The sequence below is a fragment of the Pseudoxanthomonas sp. G3 genome, from assembly GCF_057654715.1.
The window spans coordinates 3,435,728-3,452,821 of record NZ_CM172805.1; the positions used below are offsets into that span (position 1 = coordinate 3,435,728).

The following is a 17,094-nucleotide window of genomic DNA, read 5'->3' on the forward strand; positions in this document are numbered from 1 at the left end:
GCCCGTCACGTATGGCGGCGCGCACGCCATCCGGTCATACTCGGGCCGGCTCCAGGGACGTCTGAACAGGGTTTCGAGCTGCAGGGCATCGCAGCGGTCGAGTGCGCTCAATCGTTCAACAGGCTCCACCGGGATTGGGTTGCAAGTTCACGCGCTTCGCTGGACGACATCCATCAACCTTGGGAGGGGTCATGCTGGAACAACACGGTTTGACGCTGGCGCTGATCTGCGCCGGCGTGGCGATCATCTATGGCGTGGTAGCCGCGCGCTGGATCCTGAAACAACCCGCCGGCAACAGCCGCATGCAGGAAATCGCGGCGGCCGTGCAGGAAGGCGCCAGCGCCTACCTCAACCGCCAGTACACGACTATCGGCATCGCTGGCATCGTGCTGTTCGCATTGATCGGTTTCTTTCTGTCGTGGCCCAGCGCCATCGGCTTCCTGATCGGCGCCGTGCTGTCGGGCGCCGCCGGTTACATCGGCATGAACGTCTCGGTACGCGCCAACGTGCGCACCGCCGAGGCGGCCAGCAAGGGCATGAGCGCGGCGATGGACGTGGCCTTCAAGGGCGGCGCCATCACCGGCATGCTGGTCGTCGGCCTGGGCCTGCTGGGCGTGGTCGGCTACTTCGCCGTGCTCCACCTGCACATGGGCTATACCGAAGCCGACGCGCTGCATGCGCTCGTCGGCCTGGCCTTCGGCTCCTCGCTGATCTCGATCTTCGCGCGCCTGGGCGGCGGCATCTTCACCAAAGGCGCCGACGTCGGCGCGGACCTGGTGGGCAAGGTGGAAGCCGGCATCCCCGAAGACGACCCGCGCAACCCCGCGGTGATCGCCGACAACGTGGGCGACAACGTGGGCGACTGCGCCGGCATGGCGGCGGACCTGTTCGAGACCTACGCGGTCACCATCATCGCCACGATGCTGCTGGGCAGCCTGATGGCCGCGCAGGCCGGCGAGCACGCCGTGCTGTATCCGCTGGTGCTCGGCGGCGTGTCGATCATCGCTTCGATCATCGGCGCGTTCTTCGTCAAGGTGAAGGCGGGCGGCTCCATCATGGGCGCGCTGTACAAGGGCGTGATCGTGTCGGCGGTGCTGGCGGCCATCGCGTTCTATCCGATCACCACGCAGCTGATGGCCGATTCGGCCTACGGGGCGATGAACCTGTACTTCTGCGCCCTGGTCGGCCTGGCGCTCACCGGCGTCATCGTGTGGATCACCGAGTACTACACCGGCACGCAGTACGCGCCGGTCAAGCACGTCGCCGCCGCGTCGACGACGGGCCACGGCACCAACATCATCGCCGGCTTGGGGGTGTCGATGCGTTCCACCGCGTGGCCGGTGGTGGCGGTGTGCGCCGCCATCCTCGGCGCCTACGCGTTGGGCGGCTTGTACGGCATCGCCATCGCCGCGACCGCGATGTTGTCGATGGCCGGCATGATCGTGGCACTGGATGCGTATGGGCCGATCACCGACAACGCCGGTGGCATCGCCGAGATGGCGGAATTGCCGCCGGAAATCCGCAACATCACCGATCCGCTGGATGCGGTGGGCAACACGACCAAGGCGGTGACCAAGGGCTACGCGATCGGCTCGGCCGCGCTGGCGGCGCTCGTGTTGTTCGCCGATTACACGCACAACCTGCAGACGGAGAATCCCGGCACGGTATTCACCTTCGACCTGTCCAACCACCTGGTGATCGTCGGCCTGCTGATCGGCGGCCTGATCCCCTATCTGTTCGGCGCGATGGCCATGGAGGCCGTCGGCCGCGCCGCGGGCAGCGTGGTGGAGGAAGTGCGCCGGCAGTTCCGCGAGATCGCCGGCATCATGGAAGGCACGGCCAAGCCCGACTACAGCAAGGCCGTCGACATGCTGACGAAGTCGGCGATCAAGGAAATGATCGTGCCCTCGCTGCTGCCGGTGATCGTACCGATCATCGTCGGCCTGCTCCTGGGTCCGCAGGCGCTGGGCGGCCTGCTGATCGGCACCATCGTCACCGGCTTGTTCGTCGCCATCTCGATGACCACCGGCGGCGGTGCCTGGGACAACGCCAAGAAGTACATCGAGGACGGCCACCACGGCGGCAAGGGCAGCGAGGCGCACAAGGCCGCGGTCACCGGCGACACCGTCGGCGATCCCTACAAGGACACGGCCGGCCCGGCGATCAACCCGCTGATCAAGATCATCAACATCGTCGCCCTGCTGCTGGTGCCGGTGCTGCCGGTGAATGGCTGGCTGGGCAGCGCGACCTCGCACGACGTGGCGGCGCATGCGGCCCCGATGTCAGCCGGCGATGTCGTGGAGGGACGCAGTGCGCGCATCCTGTTCGACAGCGGATCGGCGGTGGTGCCGTCGGACACCAGTGCGCGCTTGGCCGGCGTGCTGGGCACGCTGGGCGCCGATCCCGCCGCGCGCGTGCGCGTCTCCGGCTTCCATGACGCCAGCGGCGATGCCGCGGCCAATGAGGCCCTGGCGAAACAGCGCGCGGAAGCCATCCAGCAATGGCTGGTGGTCAACGGCGTGGCATCCGAACGCATCGCGTTGGACAAGCCGATGCAGACCACCGGCAGCGGTGATGCCGACGAAGCGCGGCGCGTGGATGTGCAAGTGGACTAGGCGCCCGCACGATGCGTCAACGAAAAGGGCGGCCAGTGGCCGCCCTTTTTTTGTCGCCTCTTGTAGGAGCGACGTAAGTTGCGACCGCGATCTGTCCGCGTCCGCGAGCATTGCCAGGATTCATGCAGGGAAACGCTTGCCTTCTCGCATACTGCCTGTCCCATGCGCCATGACATGCGAGGCCGCGCGGTCGCGACTCACGTCGCTCCTCCCGTGGCGCCGTGGAGCTCACGACGTCGGCTGCAGCGCCACCACGCGGACGTCGACCTCCTTGCAGGCGTTGTCGCGGCAGATGCCGTTCACCCAGGCCTCGCCGTTGCCGAACATCACGCCCTTGTAATTGACCATCAGCTGCGAGTACTTCTGCTTGGTGATCGCGTCGGCGATGGCCGGCGTGACGATGCGGTCGTACTCGCGCACGAAGGCCTCGGCATCGGCGAGCTTGAGCGGCTCGCCGTCGCGCACCGTCGTGAAGGGATAGTCGACCAGCGCCGCGACGGCGGGGGCATCGCGTGCGGCGACCGACTGCTGCAGCTGGCGGATGACGGTTTCGTAGCGGACGTGGTCGCCCAGCACTTCGTCGATCGCCTGGTTCACCGCGGCAGGATCGTCGACCACCTCGGCGACGGCGGGAACCGGAGCCTTGGTCGGGGTCGCCTCTGCCGCGGCATTGGCGGAGGCCGCGCCCGGTACCGAAGCGTCGGGATCGGGCATGGCCGGCGCGCAGGCCGCCAGCGAAAGCGCCGTCAGCGCGGCGATCAGTGTCTTCATCGTGCGGGTTCCTGTCAGGGGGACGCGGTGCGACGGCCCGTCCAGGGCGACTGCCAAACTCCGACGATGCGGTCCCATCCTAGCCAGCCCGGCGACAGCTTGCGTTCGGGAATCGTTAGCGAGCCGTCGTCCCCTCGCAGGCCGGCACCCGGTGATGTGTGTGGATACCCGAGTGCCTGCGAACTACGCGGGGGTCCCGGCTTGCGCCGGGATGACGGCCTGTCGATGGGCCGCCATTCCGTTGGCACCGGTCAACTCAACACGTCGGCCAGCACCTTGCGTCCCACCGCCGCGGCCGCGGCTTCGACTTCCGGCGCGGCTTCCGCCGCCGCCCGGGCCTCGGCCTGCTGCTTCAGGTAGACCGGGCAGTGCTCCATCATGTAGTCGACGTCGAACTTCATCCGCTCGACAAGGAAGTCGACGAACGCGCGCACCTTCGGCGATTGCACGTGGCCGCGCGGGAACACGGCGTTGAACTCGTACTCGGGTCCCGTCCACCCCGCCAGCACGCGCTGCAGGTGGCCCTGCTCCAGGTATGGCTTGACCATCACGTCGGCACCGAGCATCAAGCCTTCGCCGCAGAGCAACGCGCCTTTCAACGCGGCAGGATCGTTGGCGACCAGGATGGGATTGACCGGGTAGTCATGCTCGCCGTCGGTGCCCTGCAAGGTCATCGCCCACCCGTTACCGCGACGGTGCTTCTGCATCGCCAGCACGCGATGGTGCTGCAGGTCGTCCGGATGCAGCGGTTCGCCGTAGCGCGCCAGGTATTTCGGGCTGGCGTACACCTGCGTGCGCAACGTGCTCAGCCGGCGAGCGACCAGATTGGAGTCGGGCAGGCTGCCGATGCGCAACGCCACGTCGATCTCGCCGGAGATCAGGTCGAGGTTGTCGTTGGCGAGCAGCATCTCCACGCGGATCTCGGGGTACTGCGCATGGAATTCGCCCAGCAGCGGCGCGATCTTGTCGATGCCGATCGAATACGGTGCGGTGAAGCGCAACCAGCCGCGGGGGCCGGCATGCAGCTGGCTCACCGCGCTGGCCGCTTCGTTGAGTTCGCGCGCGATGCGCTGGCAATGCTCGTAGTAAACGTTGCCCGCTTCGGTCAGTCCGAGCTTGCGCGTGGTCCGGTGCAGCAGTTGCGCGCCGAGCCGGGTTTCCAGCTCCTGCACTTTCCGGCTCACCGTGGTCTTCGGCAGGCGTAGCGCGTTGGCGGCAGCGACGAAGCTGCCTTGTTCCACCACCTTGACGAAGATCAGGGTGTCGTTGAGATCGTGGCTCATCGATCGGGCTCCAGGGGGGACGCGGGACATTGGCCCGCTGACGGGATGATTATTCCCCTAAATCAGGACTAATCAAGTCCTCATTGGAGGCGTAACGTGCCTTCCATCGTCCCCGCCTGGGTTTCCCCGCCATGTTGCTCGCCCGGCTCTTCCAGACCCTGGAACACCCCGCAGCCTCCCAGCAGGCCGCGTCCTACCAAGCTTTTCGTCGCTCCAATCACCTGATCCGACAGGAAGTTGCCGGTCCGGTGATGGCGCCCCGCTCCCAGCGTGGCGGCGTGGTCAGCGCCGGTCGCCGTCTGGCACGGTTGGCCTCGTCGAATGGGATTATCCCTGTCGCGGGAGTATTCATCCCATGAACGGGACAGTAGCCCGCTGCCGTCCGACGGACGGCGCCGACCTCCCCGGGGCGACTCCGCTGCGCCTGGGTCGCTGCCAGGGATTCGTGGCCAGCGCGCAGGATCGTGCAAGCGCGGCGCAGGATCCGGATATCGGCCCTGCGAGGGCCGTCGCCACACTGCACGGCATGCCCCGATCCCTTCTCCGCGCCGCGCAGCGCTGGCTCGACGCCGGTGTGCGCGTGGTCGCCCGCCTCTTCCGCGCAGCGGCCGCCCCGTCGTCGCTCTCCCCCGCGACGGGCCGGCCGGTGTCGCGCGCCCTGTTCGCTGGCAAGGCGATGGGGTTCCGCGAATTCACCGCGCCGCGCGCGTTCGTCGAAAACGGACGCTCGCGCCTGCGGGTGAAGGCCGCCGGCAGCAGCGCGCGCGTCGTCCCGCTGGCCACGCGGAGCCGGTCATGAGCCTCGGTCGCGACCACCTGACGCCCGGCGCGCTGGTCCTCGGCGCCGGCGGCAACGTCGGCTTCGGCGTGGTCGGTGCGCTGCTCGAAGCCGGCAGCCCCGTGCTCGCCGTCGGCCGCGAAGGCCCGCGCATGAGCGCACTGGCCGAGCATTTCGAGGACGAACCGGGCCTGGAGCTGCTGCACGCGCCGTGCATCCACGACGACCGCGATGCGGCACGCCTGGCCGAGCAGGTACGCGAACGCGGCCGGCCGCTGCGCGCGGTATTCGCCAGCATGGGCACGCCGCTGCAGAGCGGCCGTCTGCTGGACCGTCCGGCGAGCTTCCTGCTGGAGAAGCTGGAAGCGGACCTGATCCCGCATCTGGCCGCCGCGCGCAACCTGCTGCCGCTGCTCGCCGAAGGCCAGCACGCAGGCAACTACGTGCTGATCGGCGGTCCGTACGCCGAGCGCGGCTGGTCCGGTTACGGCCACGCCTCGGTGACCGGCGCGGCGATGCGCATGCTGGCGCAGGTGCTGCACGAGGAAGCGCATGCATTGGGCGTGCGCGTGCAGTTGCTCTCGGTCGACAAACCGGTGTGCACGCCGGAGAACGCCGTCAACGCCTGCGCCGAATGGCCGAGCGCGCTGGCCGTGGGCCGCAGCGCGGTCTCGCTGCTGACGCGATCCGGCAAGGCCTCGTCCATTGTCACCTGGTCGGCAAAGGATGCGCACCCGCCGGAGCGCACCGTGGCCTGCGATTTCGAAGAGACCCTGTTCGCGGTCGCCGGCGCCAACCGCAACGGCCGTGCCTCGGCCTGAGTGTCACGCCATGCCGCCCCGCCCCGTCCTTGCCGCATCAGCTTCCTATTCGTCCCGCTTGACCTCAAGCACGCTTCAGGTCGCAGCCTAGCCACCCTCCTTCCCACCTCTCCCCCACGAGACCACCACCCATGAACACGAACATTTCTCTCACCGCGGGTTCGCGGCGCCTGCTGGCGCTGGGGGCCGTCAGTGCCCTGGCCATCGCCGTGCTCGCCGGTTGCAGCGGACAGGCCGCCGAGAATGGCGCGCCCCCGCCGCCGGAGGTCAGCGTGGCCGCGGTGCCGGTCAAGACCGTCAGCCAGTGGGACGAGTTCAGCGGCCGCGTCGAAGCGATCGAGCACGTCGACCTGCGTCCGCGCGTGTCCGGCTACATCGACCGCGTGAACTACACCGAAGGCCAGGAAGTGAAGAAGGGCGACGTGCTGTTCACCATCGACGCCCGCAGCTACCGCGCCGAATTGGCGCGCGCGCAGGCGGAACTGGCCCGCGCCGGCACCCTGGCCGAACTCGGCCGCAGCGAGGCCTCGCGCGCCAAGCGCCTGTCCGACCTGCAGGCGCTGTCCACCGAAGAGTACGAACAGCGCCGCGCCAACGCCGACCAGGCGCAGGCGAACGTCGCCGCGGCGCAGGCGGCCGTCGAAAGCGCACGCCTGAACCTGGAATGGACCCAGGTGCGCGCGCCCATCGACGGCCGCGCCGGCCGCGCGCTAGTCACGGCGGGCAACCTGGTCAGCGCCGGCGACGCCGCCAGCGTGCTGACCACGGTGGTCTCGCTGGACAAGGTGCACGTGCACTTCGACGCCGACGAGCGCGCGTTCCTGCGCTATGCGGAAATGGCCCGCAAGGGCGAACGCCCGAGCGAGCGCGACGGCAAGGTGCCGGTGCAGGTCGCGCTGGCCGATGAAAGCGACTTCCCGCATGCGGGCGTGGTCGACTTCCTCGACAACCAGGTCGACCGCAGCACGGGCACCATCCGCGCCCGCGCCGTACTCGACAACGCCGACCGCGTCTTCACCCCCGGCCTGTACGCCCGTGTGCGCCTGCTGGGCAGCGGTCAGTTCAAGGCCGCGCTGGTCGACGACAAGGCGGTGCTGACCGACCAGGACCGCAAGTACGTCTACGTGGTCGACAAGGAGGGCAAGGCGCAGCGCCGCGACGTGCAGGTCGGCCGCATGGCCGACGGCCTGCGCATCGTCGAGAAGGGCCTGGCCGCCGGCGACCGCGTGATCGTCAGCGGCGTGCAGAAGGTGTTCTTCCCCGGCATGCCGGTGGACGCCAAGACCGTGGCGATGGGCGCACAGGCGCCGGCCCAGGCCGTCGCCAAGAACTGACGCGCTTTCCACCGCAACGCGGCAACCCGCGCCTGCCGTTCCGGCGGCAGGCGGCGGGGACGCTCTTTCTTCTTTCCAGGAAATCCACCCATGGACTTCTCAAGATTCTTCATCGATAGGCCGATCTTCGCCGCCGTGCTGTCGATCGTGATCTTCGCCGCCGGCCTGATCTCGATCCCGCTGCTGCCGATCGGCGAATACCCCGAAGTGGTGCCGCCCTCGGTGGTCGTGCGCACGGTGTACCCCGGCGCCAACCCCAAGGTCATCGCCGAAACTGTCGCCACCCCGCTGGAGGAAGCGATCAACGGCGTCGAGGACATGATGTACATCAAGTCCGTCGCCGGCTCCGATGGCGTGCTCTCGCTGACCGTGACCTTCAAGCCGGGGACCGACCCGGACGAAGCCGCGGTGCGCGTGCAGAACCGCGTGTCCCAGGCGCAGGCGCGCCTGCCCGAAGACGTGCGCCGGCAGGGCGTGACCACGCAGAAGCAGTCGCCGGTCTTCCTGATGGTGGTGCACCTGACCTCCAAGGACGGCAAGTACGACTCGCTGTACCTGCGCAACTACATGCGCCTGCACGTGAAGGACGAACTGGCCCGCATCCCCGGCGTGGGCGACGCCCAGCAGTTCGGCGGCGGCGACTACGCCATGCGCCTGTGGCTGGACCCGGACAAGGTGGCCGCGCGCGGCATGACCGCTGGCGATGTGCTGCGCGCCGTACGCGAGCAGAACGTGCAGGTCTCGGCCGGCCAGCTGGGTGCGGAGCCGATGCCGAATGGCAGCGACTTCCTGCTGCCGATCAATGCCAAGGGCCGCCTGGAGACCGTCGAGGAATTCGGCAACATCGTGTTGAAGAGCGGCACCGACGGCGAGATCGTGCGCCTGGCCGACGTGGCCCGCATCGAACTGGCCGCCGGCGACTACACGCTGCGCGCCCGCCTCGATGGCAAGAACGCGTCGGCGATCGGCATCTTCCAGGCCCCCGGCGCCAATGCGCTGGAGATCCGCGACGCCGTCGTGGCCAAGATGGACGAGATCCGTCCGACCCTGCCGCCGGGCGTGGAGATCCAGTCGATCTACGACACCACGATCTTCGTGCGCGATTCGATCAAGTCGGTGATCAGCACGCTGCTGGAAGCCACCCTGCTGGTGGTGCTGGTGGTGATCCTGTTCCTGCAGACCTGGCGCGCCTCGGTCATCCCGCTGCTGGCGGTGCCGGTGTCAGTGGTCGGTACGTTCGCGGTGCTGTACCTGCTGGGCTATTCGATCAACACGCTGACCCTGTTCGGCCTGGTGCTGGCGATCGGCATCGTGGTGGACGACGCCATCGTGGTGGTCGAGAACGTCGAACGCCACATCGAGCACGGCGCCACGCCGCTGGAGGCGGCGCACCTGGCGATGAAGGAGGTCTCCGGGCCGATCATCGCGATCGCGCTCGTGCTGTGTGCGGTGTTCGTGCCGATGGCGTTCCTGACCGGCGTGACCGGCCAGTTCTACAAGCAGTTCGCGGTGACCATCGCGATCTCCACGGTGATCTCGGCGATCAACTCGCTGACCCTGTCGCCGGCGCTGGCCGCCAAGCTGCTGAAGCCGCACGATGCCGCGAAGGATGCGCCGTCGCGCCTGATCGACCGCCTGTTCGGCTGGCTGTTCCGTCCGTTCAACCGTTTCTTCAAGCGCAATTCCGAGCGCTATGAAGGCGCGGTCTCGCGTGCCCTCGGCAAACGCGGTGCGGTGTTCGTCGTCTACCTGGTGCTGCTGGTCGGCGCGGGCCTGATGTTCCGCACGGTGCCGGCCGGCTTCATCCCGGTGCAGGACAAGCTGTACCTGATCGCCGGCGTGAAGATGCCGGAAGGCGCGTCGATCGAGCGCACCGATGCGACGCTGAAGAAGATGGCCGCCATCGCCAAGGAAGTCGACGGCGTGGCGAACGAGGTCGCGTTCCCGGGCCTGAACCCGCTGCAGTTCACCAATACCCCGAACAACGGCGTGGTGTTCTTCACCCTGAAGCCCTTCAGCGAACGCTCGCGCAGCGCGGCGGAGATCACCGCCGAGCTCAACCAGAAGTTCGCAGGCATCCAGGAAGGCTTCACCTTCGCCTTCATGCCGCCGCCGATCCAGGGCCTGGGCAACGGCTCGGGCTGGTCGCTGTTCGTCGAAGACCGCACCCGCCTGGGCTACGGCGAACTGCAGAGCGCCGTGCAGGCGTTCCAGGGTGCGGCGTCGCAGACGCCCGGCCTGGGCTTCCCGATCAGCAGCTACCAGGCCAACGTGCCGCAGCTGGACGCCGAGGTCGATCGCGTGAAGGCCAAGGCGCAGGGCGTGCCGCTGACCGAGCTGTTCGACACGCTGCAGACTTACCTGGGTTCGGCCTACGTCAACGACTTCAACATGTTCGGCCGCACCTGGCAGGTCATCGCCCAGGCCGACGGCGGCTTCCGCGACAACGTCGAGGACATCGCCAACCTGCGCACCCGCAACGCCAACGGCGAGATGGTGCCGGTGGGCAGCATGGTGAACATCAAGCAGACGTACGGCCCCGACCCGGTGATCCGCTTCAACGGCTATCCCGCCGCCGACCTGCTGGGCGAAGCCGACCCGCGCGTGCTGTCCTCCGGCGAAGCGATGGCCAAGGTCACCGAACTGGCGCAGCAGGTGCTGCCGCCCGGCATGGGCATCGACTGGAGCGACCTGAGCTACCAGCAGGCCACCCAGGGCAAGGCCGCGCTGGTGGTGTTTCCGCTGGCCGTGCTGCTGGCCTTCCTGGTGCTGGCCGCGCTGTACGAAAGCTGGACGCTACCGCTGGCGGTGATCCTGATCGTCCCGATGACCCTGCTGTCGGCGCTGTTCGGCGTGTGGGTGATGGGGGGCGACAACAACGTCTTCGTGCAGGTCGGCCTGGTGGTGCTGATGGGCCTGGCGTGCAAGAACGCGATCCTGATCGTCGAGTTCGCCCGCGAGCTGGAACTGCAGGGCAAGGGCATCGTGGAATCGGCCCTGGAAGCCTGCCGCCTGCGCCTGCGCCCCATCGTCATGACCTCGGTCGCCTTCATCGCCGGCACGGTGCCGCTGGTGCTGTCCTCCGGCGCCGGTGCGGAAGTCCGCTCGGTCACCGGCATCACGGTGTTCGCCGGCATGCTCGGCGTGACCCTGTTCGGCCTGTTCCTGACCCCGGTGTTCTATGTGGCCCTGCGCAAGCTGGCCAACCGTCCGCTCGTTTCCCATGCGCCGGCCCAGGCCGATGCGCATGCCCATTCCTGATCCATCCCCACATCACGAGGCAAAGCCATGAACACGTCATCCAAGATCGCGCTGGTCACCGGCGCCACCCGCGGCATCGGCCGTGAAACCGTCCGCCAGCTGGCCGAAGCCGGCGTCCACACCCTGCTCGCCGGCCGCAACCGCGACAGGGCGGTGGAAGCCGCGCTCGAGCTGCAGTCGCAGGGCCTGCCGGTGGAGGCCATCGCCCTCGACGTCACCGATTCGGCCAGCATCGCCGCCGCCGTGAAAGAGGTCGAAGCGCGCCACGGCAAGCTCGACATCCTGGTGAACAACGCCGGCATCCTCGTCGACGACGCCAGCAAGGGCGTCTCCGGCCAGTCGCTCGAGACCTGGCGCACCACGTTCGATACCAACCTGTTCGGCCTGATCGACACCACGCAGGCGTTCCTGCCGCTGCTGCGCAAGTCCGACGCCGGCCGCATCGTCAATGTGTCCAGCCTGCTGGGCTCGATCTCCGAGCACCAGAACCCGGCTTCCTTCATCTACGAGTTCAAGGGCGTGCCGGCCTACAACGTCTCCAAGAGCGCGGTGAACGCCTGGACCGTGCACCTGGCCCACGAGCTGAAGGACACCGGCATCAAGGTCAACACCATCCACCCGGGCTACGTGCAGACCGACATGAACAAGTCGGGCGACCAGCAGAACGGCGAACTGTCCGTGCCGGAAGGTGCGCGCACCAGCGTGCAGCTGGCCCTGATCGGCAACGACGGCCCCACCGGCGGCTACTACTACTTCGACCAGGTGCTGCCATGGTGATCCGCCCGCTCGTCATCGGCATCGCGTCGGTGGTGTTGGCCGGGTGCGTCACCGTGGGGCCGGATTACGTGGCGCCGCAGACCGCGCCGGCCACGCTGCAGCACGCGGCCTCGGCCGAGTACGTGGCCGACCATCCGGTCGCCGCGTGGTGGAGCCAGTTCGACGACCCGGTGCTCGACCAGCTGGTCCGCGAATCGCTGCTGGCCAACCCGGATGTCCGCATCGCCGTATCGCGCGTGGATGAAGCCCGTGCGGTGTTCTCCGAGCGCCGCTGGGACCTGGCGCCGCACGTGACCGCCGGCGTGGAAGGCACGCGCACCAAGCAGCCCGTCGAGGGCCAGGGCCGCGTCGAGACCGACAGCTACTCGGCCGGCTTCGACGCCGCCTGGGAACTGGACCTGTTCGGCCGCGTGCGCCGCAGTGCCGAGGCCGCGCATGCCGACCTGCAGGCGCAGCGCAACGATCTGCAGGCGGCGCAGGTGACCGTGGCCGCGGAAGTGGCGCGCAACTATTTCGAGTTGCGCGGCACGCAGAAGCGGCTGGACGTGGCGCGGCGGATCCTGGTCAGCCTGGGCGAGACCCAGCGCCTGACCGAGTCGCGCTTCGACCTCGGTGCCGGCAGCCAGCTGGACGTGCAGAGCAGCCTCGCCCGCGTGAAAGCGGTCGAAGCCGAAGTGCCGCTGCTGGAAACCGCCGAAGGCCAGGCGCGCCATCGCCTCGCCGTGCTGGTCGGCAAACGTCCGGGCGAACTGGATGCGTTGCTCGCCCCACGCGAGGCCCCGGCATTCGCCAAGGCGCTGCCGATCGGCGACACCACCGAGTTGCTGCGCCAGCGTCCCGACGTACGCGCGGCCGAGCGTCGCCTGGCCGCGGCCACCGCGCGCGTGGGCGTCGCCACCGCCGACCTGTTCCCGCGGGTCAGCCTGCGCGGCTTCGTCGGCTTCCTGTCCGGCGGCTGGGGCAACCTGTTCAACGGCGACAACCGTGCGTGGCAGGTGACGCCCTCGATCAGCTGGGCTGCGTTCGACATGGGCAGCGTGCGTGCGCGACTGCGCGCGAGCGAAGCACAGGCCGACGGCGTGGCCGCGCAGTACGAGAAGACCGTGCTGGGCGCGCTGGAAGACACGGAAAACGCACTGCTGTCCTATGCCAAGCAACAGGCCCAGCTGAAATTCAGGCTGGAACAATCCGTTGCCGCGCGCCGTGCAGCAGAGCTGGCCGAAGTCCGGTATCGTGCCGGCTCGTCGGACTTCCTCACCCTGCTCGACGCCCAGCGTACCCAGCTGGCCGCTGACGATGCGCTGGCACAGGCGGAGGCAGGCGTGAACGTGGGCGTGGTCGCGATCTACAAGTCGCTGGGCGGCTGGGGCGAACAGGATGTCGCACCTGCGCTGGCGGCGCAGCCCTGATTCTTCCGCGGCTCTTCCGATGATGCATTGAATGCCGCGCCCTGCAGGGGCGCGGTCCCTTTTCCCCTTTCGAGTGTCACCCGTGTCCGCTGCACACCCTCACGCTGTCTTCCTCCCCTCCTCCCTTTCCTCCTCCCTCCGCCGCGCACTGCCCCGGCTGGCGTTTGGCGCTCTCCTGGTCACGGCCGCCGCGCAGGCTTTCGCCGCCGAACCGCGCAGCGCCTGGTTCGTCCAGGGCGGTGTCGCCGAAGACGCGCAGTCGCTCACCGTCGGCATGAGCCGCGACTGGCGATGGGAGAAGCAGTACCGTTACGGCCATATCAGTGGCCAGTGGCAGGGCGAGGTCGGACGCTGGCACAGCGACAGCCAGAACAGCACGCAGGTGGGCGTGACGCCCGCGGTGCGCTGGCGCCCGAACGGCTGGGACAACGGCTGGTTCATCGAAGGCGGCATCGGCCTGAACGTCATCTTCCCCAAGTACGACACGCGGAAGAAGGAATTCAGCACCACCTTCAACTTCGGCGACCACCTCGCCATCGGCAAGCGCTTCGGTGCCGACCAGCAGCACGAATGGTCGCTGCGCGTACAACACTTCTCCAACGCCCGCATCGAAAAACCCAACCCGGGCGAGAACTTCCTGCAGTTCCGCTATACGCAGCGGTTCTGAGCGCGGACTGCTTCCCTGTGGGAGCGACGTAAGTCGCGATGGAAGCATCGGATAGCGGGAGCTCCATTGGAGCGAAAAACACTCCCGCCCTCCGGCCAGGTCGGTGATCCGCCAAATCGCGACTTACGTCGCTCCCACACCTGTTCTTCCCACGCCTGTCGGCAAGCGCGACTCAACGCAGCGGCGCCGCCACGATCAGCGGTGACAGGTCGTAGCCCATGGCCTCGGCTTTCGCCTTGAGCTGCTCGAACTGCGTGCGGTCCATCGACGGTTCGCGCGACAGGATCCACAGGTAGTCGCGGTCGGGTTCGCCGACGACCGCCCATTGGTAGCCCGGATCCAGCGCGATCACCCAGTAATCGGCCCACACCCACGGCAGCCACGACAGCCAGTCGGGGGCGAAACGCACCTCCAGTCTGCCCGGATGGCCGGGCACCGGACGCGCCGTGCCCTGCGCCTGGTCGGTACCGCCATCCCGGGTTCTGCAGGCGTTGAGCACGCCGATCCTGCCAGGCGCATCGAGCGAATACCTCGCGGTGATATCGCCCACGCATTGCTTCTGGAACGACATCGGCAAGTGCGCGATCTCGTACCACTGGCCCGCATAGCGTGAAATATCCAATTCCGGCACCGACGTGACCGGTTCTGCCGCGAGGGCACCGGCGCTGGCGAGGGCCAGCGACGCGGACAACAGGCCGCGCATGAGAGAAAGACGGTTCATGGGTTCGCTCCTTGTAACGGATGGACAGCCTGGCTGGGCGGCGGCCGCGCCCATGACGGAGGAGCGGGCGCATCCTACGCTGGGATGCGCCCGCTCCGTGCCACACCTTGTCGGGATTTACTTCGCGGCGAGCGTGAGGCCGCTGGCATCGACGCGCTTGACGCCCTTGATCTGCTTGGCCACTGCAACGGCCTTGTCCTTCTGCGCCTTGCTGGCGACGGCGCCCGTCAATGTCACTACGCCGTCGACCGTTTCGACCTTGATGTCGAGGCCGGAGACGTTCTCCGTGGCCAACAGGTCGGCCTTCACCTTGGTGGTGATCCAGGTATCGCCCACGGGCTGCGAGGAGTCGTTCTGCGTGTTCTCCTCGGGCTCGTTCGGCGGCGGATTATCCGCAAGCGCGTGACCGGCGGAGAACAGCAGGGCCGTCGCCAGTGCGGCGGTGAACATCGAACGATGGGATACATGCTTCATGGGAATCCTCCTTTTCATGTCGCACGCGCAGTCTCGGCGCGCACCCGTAGAGCGCACGTGAAAGATACCGCGATGTTCAGTTAGCGGTTGCGCACGATTCATCGACGCGCACGCGTGATCCGTCGGCAGGAAGCGCCTAAGATGCACTCACCTTCTCTTCGCACACGCCCGCATGAGCGCTCCCCTTCGCGCCGCACTCGTCGGCTACGGCTTCGTCGGCAAGGTGTTCCATGCCCCGCTGATCCAGGCCACGCCCGGTTTGATTCTGTACACCGTGGTCTCGCGCGACGCCGGCAAGGTGCATGCGGATTGGCCGGCCGTGCGCGTGGTCGAGGATGCGCATGCCGCATTCGCGGATCCGGACATCCAGCTCGTCGTCATCGCCTCGCCCAACGACTCGCATGCGCCGTTGGCGATCGCCGCGCTCGCGCAGGGCAAGCACGTGGTGGTCGACAAACCATTCACGCTGACGGTGCAGGAAGCGCAGCAGGTGATCGACGCGGCAACGCGTGCGGACCGTTTGGTCAGCGTCTTCCAGAACCGGCGCTGGGATGCCGATTTCCTCACCGTCCAGCGCCTGATCGGCGACGGCACGCTCGGCCGGGTGGCGGAGTTCCACTCGCACTTCGATCGCTTCCGCCCCGTCGTGCAGGATCGCTGGCGCGAACGCGACGCGCCCGGCGGAGGTCTGTGGTACGACCTGGGGCCGCACCTGCTCGACCAAGCCTTGCAACTCTTCGGCCTGCCGGAGGCGATCAGCGCCGACATCGCACGCCTGCGCGACGGCGCGCAGGCCCCCGACTACGCCCACGCGACGTTGCGCTACCCCCACCATCGCGTGCACCTGCATGCCGGCACGCTGGTCGCCGGCAACGGCCTGCGTTTCGCCGTGCATGGCACGCGCGGCAGCTACCTCAAGCACGGCCTGGACGTGCAGGAAGACCAGTTGCGCGCAGGCGTGGTGCCCGGCGCGCCGGGCTGGGGCGTGGACACGCGCGCCGGCGAGATCGTGCACGAGCGCGACGACCGCCTCGTCACTGAAGTCGCCCATGCCGAAACCGGCGACTACCGCCGCTACTACGCCGCCATGCGCGATGCGGTCCTGCACGACACTTCACCCCCGGTCACGCCCCAACAGGCGCTGGACGTCATGCGGCTGATCGAGCTGGGGGTGCGGAGCAGTGAGGAACGCCGGGAACAGGCTGTCGGTGTGGGAGCGACGTAAGTCGCGACGGGTAAGCCTCTTTGCACCGAAAGTCCGTTGCTTTCCGCTTTCGCGACTTACGTCGCTCCCACAACCGCAAACCCCTTAGTCCACCGACTGCCCTCGATAGGTGCGGTGGTGCGCCGTCGCCAGCATCGCCTGGTCTTCATGCGTATCGCCATAGGCGTGGATGGCGGCATAGGCCTGCGGATCGCACAGTGCGCGCACGCGGCGCACCTTCTCTTCGCCGACGCATTGCGGCCCGGCGTAGCCGGTGATGCGCCCATCGCGTTCGGCCAACACCGAACACAGCAGTTCGACCCCCTGCGCCGCGCACCACGGCGCGAGGTAGACATCGAGTCCGCCGGACACCACGACAACGCGATCGCCGCGATCGCGATGCCACGCCAACCGCGCCATCGCCTCGGGGCGCAGCACGCCCGGCAACACCTCGCGCGCGAATGCTTCCCCTTGTGCCCGCAGGCGTGCGGCATCCACGCCCCGCAAGCCCACTTGCACGATGCTGGCCCGGGTGGGATTGCCCGCCACCCAGCCACGCCGGTAACCGAACACCACCGGCGCCAACAGCACGCCGCCCGCGATCAAGCGCGCGCGCGCGACTGCGTAGCGCATGAATTCCGGAAACGTCTCGCGCGTGGTGAGCGTACCGTCGAAGTCGAAGAGCGCGAGGTCCTGGGATCCGGAACCTTGCGTTTGCTCAGACGTCACGCAGGATCGCCTTCCGGCGTTCGTCGAATTCGCGTTCCGTGATCGCCCCGCTGGAACGGAGTCGATCCAGATGCTGCAACCGGGATTCGGTCGTCGGCGCCGGAGCCGCCCCGGCCCTCGATCTGCGGATGAGGAAGTAGCCGAGGCCGCCAACAGCCAGGATAGGCAGCACGAAGAACACGAACAGAATGATCCAGTGCCACACGCTGATACCGCCCATGCCTTTACTCCCCGTTACGGCCCGTAGGTT

The 17,094-nt window shown here is 68.0% G+C and carries 15 protein-coding genes and 1 pseudogene; 10 read left to right on the forward strand and 6 right to left on the reverse strand.

The genetic code is table 11. The features are described 5' to 3' along the window. Positions 1-191: 191 nt before the first annotated feature. Positions 192-2,219: pseudogene (locus AC23D6_RS16510) on the forward strand (sodium-translocating pyrophosphatase); the annotation flags it as partial. Between the two features lie 60 nt (positions 2,220-2,279). Then, positions 2,280-2,615, forward strand: a complete 336-nt coding sequence (locus tag AC23D6_RS16515) for an OmpA family protein (protein ID WP_487752668.1) — start codon at positions 2,280-2,282, stop codon at positions 2,613-2,615. Positions 2,616-2,843: 228 nt separating this feature from the next. Here the strand turns inward: AC23D6_RS16515 and AC23D6_RS16520 are convergent, their stop codons facing one another. Further along, positions 2,844-3,386, reverse strand: a complete 543-nt coding sequence (locus tag AC23D6_RS16520; protein ID WP_487750292.1) for a hypothetical protein — start codon at positions 3,384-3,386, stop codon at positions 2,844-2,846. Positions 3,387-3,637: 251 nt separating this feature from the next. Continuing rightward, positions 3,638-4,669 (reverse strand): LysR family transcriptional regulator, encoded by a 1,032-nt coding sequence (locus AC23D6_RS16525; protein WP_487750293.1) that lies wholly within the window; start codon positions 4,667-4,669, stop codon positions 3,638-3,640. A gap of 526 nt (positions 4,670-5,195) precedes the next feature. Here AC23D6_RS16525 and AC23D6_RS16530 point away from each other — a divergent pair. From AC23D6_RS16530 to AC23D6_RS16560, 7 genes are all read left to right on the forward strand, one after another. Next, positions 5,196-5,468 carry a hypothetical protein gene (locus AC23D6_RS16530; protein ID WP_487750294.1) on the forward strand — a complete coding sequence of 91 codons (273 nt, stop codon included), beginning with the start codon at positions 5,196-5,198 and terminating at the stop codon, positions 5,466-5,468. Next, positions 5,465-6,268 carry an SDR family NAD(P)-dependent oxidoreductase gene (locus AC23D6_RS16535; RefSeq protein ID WP_487750295.1) on the forward strand — a complete coding sequence of 268 codons (804 nt, stop codon included), beginning with the start codon at positions 5,465-5,467 and terminating at the stop codon, positions 6,266-6,268. The genes AC23D6_RS16530 and AC23D6_RS16535 overlap by 4 nt, the downstream gene beginning before the upstream one ends. A gap of 131 nt (positions 6,269-6,399) precedes the next feature. Further along, positions 6,400-7,602 (forward strand): efflux RND transporter periplasmic adaptor subunit, encoded by a 1,203-nt coding sequence (locus AC23D6_RS16540; RefSeq protein WP_487750296.1) that lies wholly within the window; start codon positions 6,400-6,402, stop codon positions 7,600-7,602. A gap of 90 nt (positions 7,603-7,692) precedes the next feature. After that, positions 7,693-10,863 (forward strand): efflux RND transporter permease subunit, encoded by a 3,171-nt coding sequence (locus AC23D6_RS16545; RefSeq protein WP_487750297.1) that lies wholly within the window; start codon positions 7,693-7,695, stop codon positions 10,861-10,863. A 27-nt stretch (positions 10,864-10,890) separates the two neighbouring features. Then, on the forward strand, positions 10,891-11,640 hold the full coding sequence (locus tag AC23D6_RS16550) for an SDR family oxidoreductase (RefSeq protein WP_487750298.1): 750 nt from the start codon (positions 10,891-10,893) through the stop codon (positions 11,638-11,640). Further along, entirely contained in the window at positions 11,634-13,049 is a 1,416-nt protein-coding gene (locus tag AC23D6_RS16555; RefSeq protein ID WP_487750299.1) for an efflux transporter outer membrane subunit, read from the forward strand. Before AC23D6_RS16550 ends, AC23D6_RS16555 begins: the two co-directional genes overlap by 7 nt. An 82-nt stretch (positions 13,050-13,131) precedes the next feature. Then, the gene (locus tag AC23D6_RS16560; protein ID WP_487750300.1) at positions 13,132-13,716 is read left to right on the forward strand and encodes an acyloxyacyl hydrolase; all 585 of its coding nucleotides are present in this window, start codon (positions 13,132-13,134) and stop codon (positions 13,714-13,716) included. A gap of 172 nt (positions 13,717-13,888) precedes the next feature. On the opposite strand, the gene AC23D6_RS16565 is transcribed toward AC23D6_RS16560, so the two are convergent. Continuing rightward, positions 13,889-14,437, reverse strand: a complete 549-nt coding sequence (locus tag AC23D6_RS16565) for a lipocalin family protein (RefSeq protein ID WP_487750301.1) — start codon at positions 14,435-14,437, stop codon at positions 13,889-13,891. A gap of 117 nt (positions 14,438-14,554) precedes the next feature. Next, a complete protein-coding gene (locus AC23D6_RS16570; RefSeq protein WP_487750302.1) occupies positions 14,555-14,911 on the reverse strand; it encodes a BON domain-containing protein in 357 nt (118 codons plus the stop codon). Positions 14,912-15,083: 172 nt separating this feature from the next. Here AC23D6_RS16570 and AC23D6_RS16575 point away from each other — a divergent pair, with 172 nt between their 5' ends. Then, on the forward strand, positions 15,084-16,136 hold the full coding sequence (locus AC23D6_RS16575; RefSeq protein WP_487750303.1) for an oxidoreductase: 1,053 nt from the start codon (positions 15,084-15,086) through the stop codon (positions 16,134-16,136). Between the two features lie 84 nt (positions 16,137-16,220). On the opposite strand, the gene AC23D6_RS16580 is transcribed toward AC23D6_RS16575, so the two are convergent. Next, positions 16,221-16,844: an HAD family hydrolase gene (locus AC23D6_RS16580; RefSeq protein ID WP_487750304.1), complete on the reverse strand. Its 624-nt coding sequence runs from the start codon at positions 16,842-16,844 to the stop codon at positions 16,221-16,223. Beyond that, a complete protein-coding gene (locus AC23D6_RS16585) occupies positions 16,834-17,064 on the reverse strand; it encodes an SHOCT domain-containing protein (RefSeq protein WP_487750305.1) in 231 nt (76 codons plus the stop codon). Before AC23D6_RS16585 ends, AC23D6_RS16580 begins: the two co-directional genes overlap by 11 nt. Positions 17,065-17,094: the final 30 nt, after the last annotated feature.